General features: G+C 41.6%; 3 protein-coding genes. All 3 read left to right on the top strand.

The window, feature by feature from the left end; all coding sequences use genetic code 11:
- Positions 1 to 19 precede the first annotated feature (19 nt).
- Genes QQL36_RS32575 through QQL36_RS32565 form a run of 3 tightly spaced genes read left to right on the top strand, consistent with a single transcriptional unit; the run spans position 20 to position 16,557 of the window.
- On the top strand, positions 20 to 6,895 hold the full coding sequence (locus tag QQL36_RS32575) for a polyketide synthase (RefSeq protein WP_321568125.1): 6,876 nt from the start codon (positions 20 to 22) through the stop codon (positions 6,893 to 6,895).
- A 31-nt stretch (positions 6,896 to 6,926) separates the two neighbouring features.
- Positions 6,927 to 10,028 (top strand): cyclic peptide export ABC transporter, encoded by a 3,102-nt coding sequence (locus QQL36_RS32570; protein ID WP_321568124.1) that lies wholly within the window; start codon positions 6,927 to 6,929, stop codon positions 10,026 to 10,028.
- A gap of 37 nt (positions 10,029 to 10,065) precedes the next feature.
- Positions 10,066 to 16,557, top strand: coding sequence for a non-ribosomal peptide synthetase (locus tag QQL36_RS32565; RefSeq protein ID WP_321568123.1), 6,492 nt, complete (start codon positions 10,066 to 10,068; stop codon positions 16,555 to 16,557).
- Positions 16,558 to 16,588: the final 31 nt, after the last annotated feature.

Here is a 16,588-nt window from a genome sequence, read left to right as displayed (position 1 = left end):
TTTTAAAACAGGATATTGTATGACCCAGTTTACAGGCTTGGAATTGGCTATTGTAGGAATGGCAGGCGTATTTCCCGAAGCTGAGAATGTGCAGGAATATTGGAATAATATAAAGAAAGGTAAGAATTGTATCTCTTTTTTTGATATCGAAGATCCAACCAACCCGGTATTTGGATTAGCATCAAAGTTTAAAAATTATGTAAATGCCAGGGGTATTATTAAAGATCCTAATCACTTTGACCCGATATTTTTTAACTACACCCCACACGAAGCCATGATATTGGATCCTCAGACCAGGATCTTTCATGAAGTGGTCTGGCATGGATTGGAGGATGCCGGTTATGATCCGTATAAATACACCGGTAAAATTGGTTTGTATGGTACTGCATCGAACAACTATCTGCACGAAACATTTTCAGTAGGAAATGATATTACAGATCTTTTCAGAAATGCAATCCTGGCGCAAAAAGATTACTTGAGTACAAGAATTGCCTATAAATTTAATCTGAAGGGACCTGCATTTAATGTAAATACAGCCTGCTCATCATCTCTGGTAGCAGTAGATCTTGCATGTAAATCTCTGTTAAATGGACAGTGTGAAATAGCTGTTGCCGGTGGGATATCCGTCCTCCAGCCACAGGAGCGTGGCTACCTGTATGAAGATGGCATGATCTTCTCTAAAGACGGGTACTGCCGTCCGTTTGATAACAGTGCTACCGGTACTTTATTCTCCAATGGGGCAGGCGTAGTAGTTATCAAACGTCTCGAAGATGCCATTGCAGAAGGTGATCATATTTACGCTATCATCAGAGGTTCTGCCATCAATAATGATGGGAATGAGAAAAGTGGTTTTTCAACCCCCGCTATAGCAGGACAGGCAGATGTGATCAGAACCGCTATGGATATTGCAGAGGTAGATCCGGAGACCATCACAATGGTGGAATGCCATGGTACGGGTACGCGCATTGGTGATTCCGTAGAACTGGAAGGCCTCAGACAGGCATTTAATACCAAAAAGAGGGGCTATTGCGGTGTAGGATCAGTTAAAGGTAACATTGGCCACCTGGATGTAGTGGCAGGCGTAGCAGGCCTGATAAAGACTGCATTAGCTTTAAAACACCATGTCCTGCCACCATCGATCAACTGCGATACACCAAACGTCAATTTTGATTTTAACAATTCTCCCTTCTATGTAAATACACAATTGAGGGATTGGACCACCACGGGTATACCACGGCGGGCAGGCGTAAGTTCTTTTGGCATTGGCGGAACGAATGCGCATGTTATCCTGGAAGAATATCAGCCGGCACCTGTAGCACCCTACAAAGGCAGAGCAACACAATTGCTGGTGGTAAGCGGCAACACACCTGCTTCGCTGACAAATACAACTGAAAACCTGACTTCATTCCTGGAAGAACAGGAAAGTGTACAACTCCCGGATGTATCATATACACTGCTGTCAGGAAGAAAATTACTTAATTACAGAAGCCTGTTTGTGGCCGATAGCCGTATAGATGCTGTCCGGTCAATGAAAACAGGCAATGGAATACAGGTAGAATATAAATACCGAACCGAACCGAAACTGATCTTTATGTTTCCGGGTGAAGGGCCGCAATATCCGCATATGGGCGCTTCCTTATACAAAGAAGATCCCTATTTCAGAGAAGTATTAGATACCTGTTTTGATATTATTTTCAGGTATAGTGGCATCAATCACAAGCCATTCTTATATCCTGAAGGAAGAGGAGAGATGGAAGGTTATCAGCCACTGGCAGAAGTGCAGGCAGTACCAGTGCTGTTGTTTTCAATAGAGTATTCACTGGCAAAACTTCTGATCCATTATGGTGTCAAACCGTTTGCCATGATCGGCCATAGTCTGGGAGAATATGCCTGTGCATGTATTGCCGGCGTAATGTCTCTGGAAGATGCCGTAAAGCTGATATGCAACCGTGGCCGCGTCATGCAGCAGGCTTTACCGGGTAGCATGGTAGCAGTGTCGACAGATGAAGCAACCCTCAAAGCACTGCTCACTAACGATGTCGAAATAGCCGGGATCAATGGCCCCACAAGCTGGGTCATTTCGGGGCCGGTCCATGCTATAGATGCATTTTGCAATATTTTAGCATCGCAAGAAGTGTTGTATAAAAAATTAAATACTTCCTGTGCCGGACACTCGAGGCTGATGGACCCTGTACTGGATGAATATGCATCCATTGTAAAAGGATTTAAGTTCAATAAACCAGCTATCCCTATTGTGTCATGTATAACAGGTAATTGGCTGACCGAAACCGAAATGATGACCAGTGATTACTGGGTCTCTCATATCAGAAAACCAGTTTTGTTTTACAAAGGCATACAGCAAATACAGGAAACTAGCGATCTGCTGTATCTCGAAATAGGCCCTGGTGCAACCCTCATGAATATAGTGAAGGAGTCTTCAGCCAGGCGTAATGAGGCTGCCATTCATTTTCTAAAACATCCTAAAAGCTTGGCGGGAGAACAGACTATTTTTTATCAGGCCATTGGCCAGTTAGCTTTATATGGAATAAATATTGACTGGAACAAATTTTACAGGACCAGCGAATTCCGTAAAACGTCCCTGCCCGGCTATGCTTTTGACAAACAGGAATATGCTCCAGATTACAAAGCACAGTTTTTTAAATTATTAAATACGGATAACAAATCTGCCAATCAGAGAGAAAAGATGCTCCCTGCCGGAGATTATGGTTATGTACCCGAATGGAAATACCTTAGGCATAGAAGCCAGCCAAAAGATATAGCAGCAGGAAATTATCTGATATTGCTACCTGAAGATGACAGCCTGTTGAATACGTCTTCACTATTACAATTGTATTCGGATGCCATACTGGTTTTCCAGGGAAAGCAATTTAAGAAAAGAGCTGCCAGCCAGTTTGAGATAGATCCATACAACGAAAATGACTATCTCCGCCTTTTTGAAGCACTCAGCTCATCAAAGTCCGGGGCCTGGAATGTCATCAGCCTCCGGTTATGTCTGCCGTTCGATGACAGCATGTTTGATAGGATAAAGCAGGAATACCTCGCTGTATTATATCTTGTACAACAGGCGGCTAAGGTGAGGCCTGAAAACCTGGGAAGGCTGATCATGCTGACCACCAATTCTCAGTTTACAAATGGAGATACGCGGCTGTATGCATTAAAAAATATACTTTCCGGTTTAACAAAAAGAATAATAAAAGAATATCCGGCATTATATGCGCAGCTGATGGATGTGGATGAAACCGAATTCCTGGCAGGCGATATTGGCGAACTGATAAAAGAAGCCATACAGGTAAGCATTGAATTTAATAAATTCCCAGTACTGGTATTAAGAAAGAACAACATTTTTACCGAAGGCTTTAATATCGTTTCATTAGATAACGAAGTGAGTTATGGCTCACAGCTGAAAAAAGGTGGCACATATGTCATCACAGGTGGTACGGGCGGAATCGGTGTTAAACTGGCTGCCACCTTGTCTGCTGATTACGGGGCAAATATAGTGCTGGTTGGTAGAAAGCCAGCACCTGCCGCTCATACCTTACAGGGGTTTTACCTGTCAGCAATGACTACCTCATGGAAAAAACTGGTGGATGGACTGGCAGCTATGTTTACCGCTAAGGGTGCAGAAAAACTGGATTTTACACAAAGACTCGATCAGTATTCAGTACTGCTGGTATACCATGCAATGAAAGCTTACCTGGGTCTTGGTGCAGATAACCATACTATTTCGGAGACAGCATGGACAGCGAAAATACAAGGACAACGACTGGCAAGATTCCAGCAGTATCTGCTCTCATTACTGGTGAAAAGTGGGATGGTAAAGCAGACTGCAGAGGGGTATGTATTTCATACAGCCAATATTGATGAAGAGGTAAAATGGAATAGTGGTGCTGGTGCAAACAGCGTAGCTGAGCTGCTGCGTCATTGTACAGGTAAATACCAGGACGTATTTGAAGGCAGGGATACAGGATTGAATGTTGTTTTCCCGGGTGGTGATCTGAACTTTTTAAAGTCATTTAAAGATCCGGGAGATGATAATTATGCTGTTGCAAAATATGCGGAGACAATCTGTGAAACCATTGCAGCCATCAGCCAGCAGGTACAGCGGCCGGTAAGAATACTGGAAATTGGCGGGGGATCAGGAATGTTGACTACCTATGTGTTGAACGGACTAAAGGATACACCTGTTCAATATGTATTTACTGATATATCAAAATCATTTATAGAAAAAGCCGAAAATACTTTCGGAAGTACGTCGTCCAGACAAATGAATTTTGACATACTGGATATTTCAAAAGACCCTCTGCAACAACGTTTTGGGCATGAACCATTTGATGTCATCATAGGGTTTTGTGTGGTACATGCTACGCCGGATATCAATGTGACGTTTAAAAATTTGAAGAAGCTGTTGGTACACTTCGGCGTACTATGTCTGGTAGAGAATATTATAGAACAAAAGATGGAGTTCCTGATCTGGGGATTAACCGATGGCTGGTGGAACTTCGTGGATGAAAGAATAGCAGATAATTCTCCATTGTTATCATTGGAGAAATGGGGCGATAAATATGTGGAAAATGGATTTGAGAATATCCATAGCTTTGCGGGCGACCAGGAAGGTGCAGTACCATTTGGCTTAATAATGGGGCAGTCAAATCTCCTGCAGACTGAAGCAGTAACGGGAACAGTGGAATATATCTCCTGCGATATGTCAGATCCGGTACAGGTAGCCGGTATCTTTACTCAGATAGAAGCAAAAGGCCGGAAAGTGGATGGCATATTTCATGCAGCCGGAACAGATTCCTTTGGCGGTACGACCAATTCCCTGAAAGCATCCGTTTTGGATGAAGCATTCAGTGCCAAGGTAAAGGGAACCATTCATCTTAAGCATGCCATTCGTGGAAGAAATATTGATTTCGTTATGTTATTTTCATCCATGGCAACGGTGTTCAATAATATTAATAACCTGGCGTATGCATCAGCCAATGCTTTTCTCGATTCCTACAGCTTTGATCCGGAATTTAATGACCAGACCCGTGTAATAACTGTTAACTGGCCAGCATGGAATGTCGGAATGGGACAGCGGCTGGATGAATTGAATACCCGCATGCAGGGAAAACAGGGTGTGGAAGAAAGTAATTATCTGCAGCATGAAGATGGTAACCGTTACATGTTAAAAATTGTAGATGGCACTTACCGCAGGTGGGCAGTGTATCATGATAAAAACCAGTTCTACAAAAATGTCCGCTTGGCAGGAGAAAAACCTCAGCCATCAGCTATAGCAGCAACAGATCCCGTACAAACACAACAGCTAAACAAAAACGATATTGAGCAAACCATATTAAGCATTTGGAAAAAGCATTTTAAATATGATGCCATCGATCCGGATGCAGATTTCTTTAGCCTTGGAGGCGACTCCCTGATTGGATTAAAGTTCTTAAACAGTTACAAGAAAGAATTTGGGTATATGAATATTAGTGTTGATGTTATCTATCAATATAACACGATCAGACTATTGGCCGCATATTTCAAGGAACTGTTGGGTACAAAAGAAGATCATTCATTGCAAACGCAGTTCCCGGAATTAGTGCATTATCCGGATGCCCGTCAGGCAGCATTGACTTACAACCAGAAAAGACTTTGGTTTATCAATCAGCTGAATCCTGCAGATAGCTCGTACAATATTGTCAATAGGGTAGCAATCAATGAAACCTTTAACAGGCAGGCGATCATTGATGCATTCCGCGTACTGGAAGAGCGGCAATCTACCCTGTCTTCCTACATTATGCAGAAGGATGGTGTTCCTTTACAATTCCTGAAAGATGCACCGGCACCGGATATACAATTCCATGATCTGTCAGCAATGTCTGTTGCTGAACAGGATGCACTGATTAAGGGAGATGTGGCAAAAGAACGTTTAAAACCATTTATACTATCAGCATATCCTTTGTACCGGATAAGGGTATATGAACTGGCGGTAGATAAATTTGAAATAATCATTACGATTCATCATATCATTGCAGATGCATGGTCCATGAATATTTTAGGAAATGATTTTTCAGAAATATACCTGTCCCTGCTCAGAAACGGAACACCGCAATTACAATTGCTGAAATATAATTTCCTGGATTTAGCCTTACAGGAAGACGGTTTCAGAGCAAATGAAAATATGGAGGCGCATCCTTCTTTTGTGTACTGGAAGAAAATCTTCGAAGAGAATTTTGCTGAACAGAAAACTGTAAGGTCCACCACAAGATCCATTATAGGAAAGTCATCATCGCTTGTGTTGTATGTTGATGATATGATATTAAATGAGCTAAAGATATTTGCTAAATCGAATAATACTTCTATCTTTATCACCATGTTTGCGGCCTTTAATATTTTAATGGCCAGAGTGACTGACGAAAATGAAATTGTTTGTGGGATCGCGACATCTGGAAGAGATAATCCGGACCTGAATGAAATTGTTGGATTCTTCGCAAACACCTTATTGATGAAAATTCCCATTGATAAGGAGTTAGAAATTATTCCATTTATCAAAGATTTACACTTCAGTGTGAGCGAATGTATAAGCCATCAGAATTTCCCTATTGATACAGTATTGGATAAGCTAAATATGAAGTTACCCGCTATGCAATACTTCTTCAATATGCAGAACATTGACCTCTCAAAGAAGCGAACTATTGAGTATGAACCAACTGAACCAGTAATAACCGATTATGAAACAGATTGCAAGTTTGAATTAACCGTTTACCTGAGTGAATTCGTGAATGCTATTAAAGTTGATTTCACTTTTAACAGAGCTGTTTTTGCCGGACCACAGATCAAAAAAATATCGCAGCTATACATCAATTTGCTTAAAAGATTAATAGGCAAATAATCATGAAGACATTTTAAAATAAAATAACCAAATGTTGCCAACTTTTGGATTGCCGCCAAGAAGCAAATATACTGGCAGATGGATTGTATTTGCCTATTTGATCTTATTATCTGTCCTTCCGGCCGTTGCCTTGCCGCAGCAAAAGAAGGATGTAATAAACAGCGTGGATGGTTTTGTCAAGGAACAAATGTCAAAGTCAGGGATCCCCGGACTTTCAATTGTTGTATTACAAAAGGGCGAACCTGTTTATAAAGCAGCATATGGATATGCGGATCTTGCACGTAAGGAACAAGTAAATAATAGGACCACTTTTGAAATCGGCTCTAATACCAAAGCTTTTACAGCATTAGGTATTCTGCGGTTGGCAGCAACAGGTCAGCTGAATATGAATGATCCAGTCCACAAATATCTGCCATGGTTTCAGTTGAAATATAAATTACCAGATGGAAAGATTGTCACGCCGGAAATAACGATCAGTAACTGTTTACATCATACTTCCGGTATTCCATTTTCGGCTATTGATCTGATCCGGCCCGAACATAGTAATAAAGCATTGGAAGAAACTGTAAAGCGTTTGTCAGGAACAACACTCGAAAACCTGCCTGGAACAAAGTTTCTGTATGCCACTATTAATTACGACGTTCTTGGACTCATCATTAAAAAAGTGGCCGGTCAACCTTTTGAAACATTTATAAAGGAGCAGGTTTTAACCCCTTTGGGTTTAAATACCGCCCGCTTTACTTATGGAAAGATGCCTGAAAAGGCAACAGGTTATAAATTCGGATACTTGCAACCCATACCTTACGAAGCCCCACCATTTGAAGGCAATAACCCGGCAGGTTATCTTACGGCTAACATTGATGAGATAGAGAAATGGCTGACCATACAATTAAAAGGGACGACAGATACATTGCTGAACGAGGTGATCCAGGCATCGCATGTACCAGATAGCAGCGTGCTACCTGATGCAAACGGGGCTTATTATGCCGGTGGATGGTTAGTATCCCGTGATAGCGATGGGACGATTGCACATGGCGGAAGAAATCCCAATTACGCTTCATACATCGTGTATCATCATACCGATAGCACAGGTGTTGCTGTACTATGTAACCTGAATACAGCCTATACAGAGCGAATTGCCCGTGGCGTATTGCGGATCGTGGAAGGAGAAGCGCCGATACCATATGATGGAGACATGTATCGCCAGTTAGATAAATTTATGGTAGTGCTTGGCATTATCGTACTGTTATTTATGATAGCTACTGCCTGGTACGCTGTAAAGTTTGTGCTTGAAGTAATCAAAGGCGTAAGGGTATTCAGTTTATCACGAAAGACCGCCATACTGACGCTATTACGTACACTGTTTTTGCTGTTACTGATAGGGATCGGCTTTTATATCATACCCAAAGCTTGTTTTGATGGATTATCCTGGCAGTTTATGGTAGTATGGGCACCGGAAAGTTTCCAGTCAGTCATTACATTGTTTTATCTGTCGCTTGCGTTGTTTTTCCTTTACTTCATAGCTACCACAATGTTTATAAAGCAAAATGACCGGATGCTGTTTCCGGTAGCTACACTGAGCTGTTTAGGGGGATTTGCAAACAGCCTGATCATTATTGTGATTAACCAGAGCATCTCCAGGAAAGATGCTATCAGCAATGGTTTTGTAATATTTCTGCTGGTCGGTATCGCTATCTATATCTATGCACAGCGTGAAATCCGAAGAAAACTGGTAAGGATGGTAAATGACTTCGTGTTTAATACCCGTACGGAACTGGTCAAATTATTTCTGAATTCTTCCTTTCATCAGGTCGAACGAATAAAGAAGGAAAATCTACTGACGGTTTTAAATAACGATACACAGGAAATAAGCAACTTGCCCAATTCCCTTGTAGCTGTGGTAACGGGATCAGTAACACTGGTTTGTTGTTTTATATATCTCGCATTCGTAAATCTCTGGGGAATGTGCATTGCCATCGGAACAGTGTTGGTTGCAGTATCCCTGTTTTATCTGGTAAACAGAAAAGCACATGCTACCCTTGAAAAAGCCAGGGATCATCAGAATATCTATTTTAAATTTCTCAATGATATTGTAAATGGATTTAAGGAATTAAAGCTGAATCTCAGAAAGCGATTGGCTTTTGAAGCTGACATGCGGGTAAACGGAGCTAACTTCAGAAATGCAAATATCGAATCAGGTGTCATGTATGCAGATGTCTTTGTGATCGGAGAATTGATCTTTACAGCAGTGATTGGTGTCGTCGTGTTTATCTTTCCATTGATACTACTGAACCTCGATGAAAGTAAGATCAGGACCTTTGTATTTGTGTTCCTGTACATGACCGGACCTGTTAACATGATCTTAAGTGCATTACCACAACTGGCGCGTATCAGGATATCATGGAACCGGATCAATCATTTCGAAGCCCAGATTGCTGATATAGCTACTGACCAGACAATAAATCCGGCACTACGACCAACCAGTGAAATAGCACACCTGCTAGTAGACAATGTGCGATATAACTATGAACTGGATGGGACCGGCTTTAAAGTGGGACCTGTTTCCTTCCAACTGAAAAGAGGAGAAGTCTTATTTATTGTCGGTGGAAATGGAAGTGGTAAATCTACGCTGGCGAAATTACTGTGTGGTCTGTATAGTCCTTCTGAAGGAGCCATCCTGATTGATGGAAAACCACAGGAAGCATTTGAACTGAGAGAACATTGCTCTGCTATCTTTAGTGATTACCATTTATTTGATAAACTCTACGGAATCGATTTGGATGGATTAGATAGTGAGATCAGTGAAAAAATCCAGTTGCTGCAGCTGGACAAAAAGATATCTTTACTAAATGGTAGTTTCTCAAACTTTCAGTTGTCTTCCGGACAGAAAAAACGCGTGGCCTTACTCGTATCTTACCTTGAGAATAAGCCCATTGTAATATTCGATGAATGGGCTGCAGATCAGGACCCTGTGTTTCGGAAATTCTTTTATAATGATCTCATATTCCAGTTGAAAGAAGCAGGGAAGATCATTATAATCATTTCTCATGACGATGCTTACTTCCATATAGCTGACCAGGTGATGAAAATGGGACAGGGCACCATTGTGCAAATGCAACTAAACGTTGTTTGATTACATCTTTAATCCAATCTTTAATAAGTTACGGTATATGAAAAACAAGACACTGGTAAGTGCGTTTCTTGATAGTGCGAAGTCTGATGGTGGTATCATGTTTATAAACGGAGCAAATGAAGAAAACTGGCTTTCCTATGCTGATGCTTATGAACAATCTGTAAGTGTGTTAGGATACCTGCAGCAGCTGGGTCTTCAGCCAGGCGATGAGATGGTATTCCAGCTGGATAATAACCGTTCATTTATAATCGTATTCTGGGCATGTCTGTTAGGAGGAATCATTCCTGTACCCTTAAGCTTGGGAAGAAATGATGACCAGAAGAGAAAACTAATCAATGTATGGAAAACACTGCATAAGCCTTACTTATTTACATATGAAGCGCAGTTTTCCAGAATAACAACATTCATCTGGGGAGAAAACGAAACGACTGTTTACGAACAGGTAAATACAAGATATTGTTTTGATACGATCATTAATGAAGATCATACACCAGGTATTATGCATACACCCGGTGTGAATGATATAGCCTATATTCAATTTTCCTCTGGTTCTACCGGCAACCCTAAAGGTGTTGTACTCACACATAAGAATCTTGTTACGAATGTTAATGCTATTTTGAAAGGAATAGCTGCTCCTGCCACAGGTGATCTTTTCTTTTCCTGGATGCCACTTACGCACGATATGGGATTGATAGGCTACCATCTGACACCAATGTATATGGGATGGAAGCATTTTATTATGCCTACAGAACTGTTCATAAGAAGGCCAACGCTGTGGTTGCAAAAAATCTCCATTCACAGCATCACTTTTACAGCATCCCCCAACTTTGGCTACAGATACCTGCTGAATGCTTTGCGAAATACGGAAGATGGTCTTTATGATCTGTCATGCCTGCGTATTATCACAAATGGTGCTGAGCCTATCTCCGCATCACTGTGTCAGGAATTTACGACGGAACTGGCCAGATATGGTTTAAAAAGTAATGTTATTTTCCCTGTATACGGATTGGCAGAGGCTAGTCTTGCAGTAACATTTTCCCAGCCGGAAGCAAATATGAAGGTCCTGCATGTAAGCCGAGATCATGTAGGTATGGGAGACAAGGTCTTATTAGACCAGCAGGATAACACATTTGCCTGTGTGAACCTTGGTAAACCAGTTTGGAACTGTGACGTTAAAATTACTGATGTAACCGGTAATGCACTTTCCGATAATACAATTGGTGAAATCCTCATAAAAGGAGGAAATGTAACAGCAGGGTATTATAATAACACAGCAGCAACTGAAAAAGTAATCACTGCTGATGCCTGGTTACGCACGGGTGATCTTGGATTTGTGCATGAAGGTTGTTTATTTGTTACCGGCAGGGCAAAAGATATTATCTTCCTGAACGGACAAAATTTTTACCCCCATGATATTGAGAATGTAATTGAAACTATAGATGGTATTGACCTGGGAAAAGTGGCCGTAGCTGGTCAATCCAACCATATCACTCAACGGGAAGAATTATTCGTTTTTGTTTTGTTCAAAGGAAAGGTGGAGACCTTCCTGCCACTGTTACAACAGTTAACTAACAGGGTCAACAGTACTTTGGGTATAGAAATAGATAAAGTGATCCCGGTGAGGGAGATACCCAAAACCACCAGTGGAAAAGTGCAGCGCTACAAGTTGATCGAATTGTATAATAGTGGAGTATTCGATACTGTTGTGGAAGAAATTTCAGCTGTTGTGCCAAAACCATCAGCTGCAGGTATGCTGAATATTGAACCACAAAATAACATACAGGCCAGGTTACTGGAATACTGGAAAAAGCTGTTGTATGGCAATCAGCTGAGCGTTGGCGATAACTTTTTTACCCTGGGAGGCAATTCTATCAAAATGGCTTCCCTGGTGGCTTATATACAGGATGCGTTTGGGATAAAGATCACTTTCGAGGAAATCTATGGTTGTGGCAATATTTTTAGCTTAAGTGAACTGATTACAAAAAAGGAAAAGCATGTTCTGCAGGCTATTCCTGCCCTGCAAGCGCAACCGCATTACGTATTGTCAGCTGCCCAGAGAAGAATATATTATACTTGGGAAGCAGATAAAAATAGCACTGCCTATAATATTCCATTTGCAATTACACTTGATGGGCCTGTTGATGAGGTGAAGCTGAAAAATGCAATCAGTGACATATATGCGTCAATTGATATTTTAAGAACAACATTTATCATCGAAAATGGCCTCCCGCTTCAGGTAATCAACCCCGATGCAATGCTTGCCTTTCAGATGCTGGAGACGGCTGATGAAGTTACAGGTTCCGAATTGAAGGCATTGGTTCAGCCATTTGATTTGCATAATGGGCCGCTTTTTAGAGTTGTATATCTCAAATGCCAGTCAGATAAATCAGTATTATTTATCGATTGCCACCATATCATAGCAGATGGCTCTTCCATTTATATCCTGCTGGAACATATTTTTAAAGTATACAATGGTGACGTACTGTCAGCACCTGCCCTGCATTTTAGGGATTATGCCGCCTGGGAAAATGAGCATAGCAGCATTTACCAGGATGGTACTGCTTTTTGGCAACAGCGGCTGGGAGATGAACTGCCGGTGCTGAATTTGCCGGTTGACCTGCAAAGAACTACCTCTTTTAACACTGCAGGCAAGCGGTTGACCTTCCCGGTAAGTCAGGAATTATTCCGTGCGTTACAGGCAGTGGCAAAACAGGAAAAGACTACCATGTTCACATTGTTACTGTCTGCATATAAGATTCTTTTATCTAAATATGCCGGACAGGAAGATCTACTGGTAGGTGTGCCGGTCATTGGCCGAACACAACCACAGATCAAAGATCTGATCGGAATGTTTGTAAACAATCTGGTGGTGAGGAGTTTTCCGGAAGCAGGCAAAAGTTATAAAGCATATTTAAAAGAGTTAAAACAGTATATATTATCTGCGCTGGATAACCAGGAATATCCGTTTGAAATGCTTGTGGATGTTACAAACAGGCACAGGACCTTAAGTAACCACCTGGTATTTGATACAATGTTTAATTACCAGAATATGGAATTAAACATCCCTGATGTACAAGGAGTATTCATCCGCAAAAAGGATTTTGACCCTGGTTTCTCCAAGTTTGACCTGTCCTTTGAAATATTTGAGCAGGCAGATGAACTGGCATTCAGTATAGAGTATGCAACTAGCCTTTTCAGAGAGGAGACTATGCATGGCTATGCTGAAAGTTTCCTGAAGATCTTGCACCATATTGCTGAAAATACAGATCAGCTGCTGGCTGATATGTCAACACACAGTGCTGCCTCCATCAATGAGATCCTACATCAGTTTAATGACACAGAAAGAGCTTATTCGGCACAAAAAACGGTTGTTACATTATTTGAAGAAATGGTGAACATGCAGCCGGATGCTACTGCCGTTGAGTATAATGGTGTAGCGTGGAGCTATGGATATTTACAGTCCAGGATCAACCAGTTAGCTGCTGTTATGCAACAGCATGGTGTAACAGGCAAGCAGCCTGTGGCGATTATTATGGAGTCAGATCATGATCAGGTAGCAGCATTAATGGCAGTTATCAAAGCAGGTGGCTACTACATACCGATAGATACCAGTATGCCGTTGAGCAGAATCAGTTATATCCTGAAAGATAGCCAGGCTACAGTGGTCATAAGCATTAAGAACTGGTATGATGTACATGGTGCTGAACTGGGCAGGGGATTGTCTGATCATCCACCTATTTTATTACTGGATGAATTACCATACGAAGGTACAACAGTAGCGGAGCACATACCACAGCCAGCTGATACAGCTTATGTGATTTATACCTCTGGTACTACTGGTACCCCTAAGGGTGTAGCTATCTCCAACCAGTCGCTGGTAAACTATATTTATTGGGCGGCTAAGGTATATTGTAAAGGAGAGAAGCTGGTATTTCCTTTGTTCACCTCCGTATCATTCGATCTCACCGTTACCTCGATATTTGTGCCTTTGCTGAGTGGCGGGCGGATTATCATTTACAGGGACAATGCTGCTGGTATAGCCATCGAACAGGTAGTAAATGATAATAGGGTAGATGTCGTAAAGGTGACACCATCACATCTGGCCTTACTCACAGATTTTCTGCCAGTAAACAATAATAGTAAGATCAGCCGGTTTATTGTAGGTGGAGAGGAACTGAAGGTATCACTGGCCAGGCTGCTAAGCAGTAAGTACCACAACAAGGTGGAGATATTTAACGAATATGGACCAACCGAAGCCACGGTTGGTTGTATGATACATCTGTTTGATTTGTCAAAGGATACAGATGTTGGAGTGGCAATTGGTAAGCCGATCGATAATACCCAGATTTATTTACTGGATAAATTTTTAAAGCCGGTAGGCATCAGAGCAATTGGAGAGATTTATATAGGCGGCCATGGTCTGGCTAAATATTATGTAGGCAATGAAGCCCTCACCAGTGAAAAGTTTATCCCGCATCCTTTTATTCAGGGAGCAAAGCTCTACAAAACAGGAGATCTGGGTGTATGGTCGCATGATGGTATCCTGATGTACAAAGGCCGGTCGGACAATCAGGTGAAGATAAAAGGATTCCGCATTGAGCCGGGAGAAATAGAGGCGCAGCTGCTAAAATCCAGGCTGGTGAAGGAGGCGGTAGTAAAAGTAACCGGCAATGGAAATAATGACGGTATATTATGCGCATATATTGTTTTTGAAAATCAGTACAAAGAAACGCTCAGTCTACAGGAATTCCGTAAGTCTGCTTTGCAGGAACTACAGGACCAGCTGTCGGCGGAGCTGCCTTTCTACATGATACCCCGACAGTACTATTTTCTGGAGCGTATTCCAATAAATAATAATGGTAAGGTAGATGTACCAGCATTATTGGCCCTGCCTGTTTTACCGGAACAGGTAGCATATGCACAAGCTGAAAATAATGTGCAGCAACGGATGATAGAAGTATGGCAGGAGTTGTTGGAGCAGGAACATATAGGTATCTACAATAACTTCTTTGAATTAGGAGGCGATTCTATAAAAGCGGTACAGATCGTTTCCCGCCTGTCACAGTATCATATCAATGTAAATACAAAGAATATTCTGCTGGGGCAAACTATCGCACAAATCAGCAAACAGGCAGAATTGCAGCCCGTTAACCAGTTTGAACAGGGCATTTTATCTGGTACCAGAGGCTTTATACCGATTGAAAGCTGGTTTGCCGGATTATCCCTTGCGCAGCCAGGTATATATAACCAGACAACCCTGCTTAAAATGCATAGGCGGGTGGATAAGATGATCTTAACCAAAGTTCTGAACGAAATATTGCTTCGCTATGATGGGTTAAGACAAAATTTCGATCTCCACCGTATGCTTGTAAATTATAACAGGGAAGCGTTACAACAGGATCTGCCTGTGATGACATCAGCCATCGCAACACAGGCGCAGCTGGAACAGGAGCTCAGCCAGCTGAATACCTCTTTTGATCTCGAAAATGATTTGCTGATAAGGGTATTTCTGATCACCGTGGCAGACGAGGTAGACTATCTGTATATTATGGTGCACCATTTGGTTATCGATGGCGTTTCATGGAGAACCCTTTTGGCAGATATACATCAGCTATACCTGTTGTTTGACAATAGCCTTTCTCCTGTTGCATATCAAAAGACGGCGTCTGCCAGAGACTGGCATCAGCTGCTGGCTGACTCTATAGATAAGTCTTACATCAATGATCAGTTTGAGTATTGGAATGATATTGTGCAAAACGACTTTGCATTGCCGGTACAGGTAGCTGTTACAACATGGCTGCATGAGAATTACCAGGAAGAGGAATTGTTGTTTGATGCAGCTACAACTGATGAGATCATACAGCATAGCAAATTATTCCCTAATACGGATCTACAGGCATTGCTGATAGCCGGATTGCTGGAAGCATTGAATAAGTGGACGGGAAGAACAAATATTACCCTCGAATTGGAAAGCCATGGCAGATCATTCCGGCAGCTGGATGTGTCTAATGCCATTGGCTGGTTTACTGTCATGTATCCACAGGTATTCCATTATAAATGCGGCGATTTGGGGATGCAGTTACAACGCATTAAAAGGCAGATAGACCACGTGCCTGATAATGGGATTGGCTTTGGAATATTAATGTTTATGAAGCGTGCTTTCGCTGATTTAAACAAAATTTCGGAAGTAAGATTCAATTATCTGGGTGTTTTTGACCGGGATTTAAGCAATGATTTGTTCACCTATGTTGCAACCACAGGTAGGAATAATATAGGTAATAAAAATCACCGGACAGCAAAGATCGACATTAACTGTATGATCGTGAATGGTAGCCTGCGGATAAATGTGGCATATGACCAATATGCATTTTTAAAGACTGATATAGCCATCTTTCTGGAGAATTATAAAAATTATCTGGAAGAATTCTCCCGCAGCTCCATCAACGGAAATGAATTGCATTTGCCAGGTATTGACCTTGATCTGGTGGACCTGGATAATGAGGATCTGAGCAAATTATTCATCGACTAATAAGTATTTCCTTAAAGAAGAATTTTAAACT

Source organism: Chitinophaga sp. LS1, from assembly GCF_034274695.1.
GTDB lineage: Bacteria > Bacteroidota > Bacteroidia > Chitinophagales > Chitinophagaceae > Chitinophaga.
Note: the sequence above shows the minus strand (reverse complement) of the source record. Positions and strands in the feature narration are given on the sequence as shown.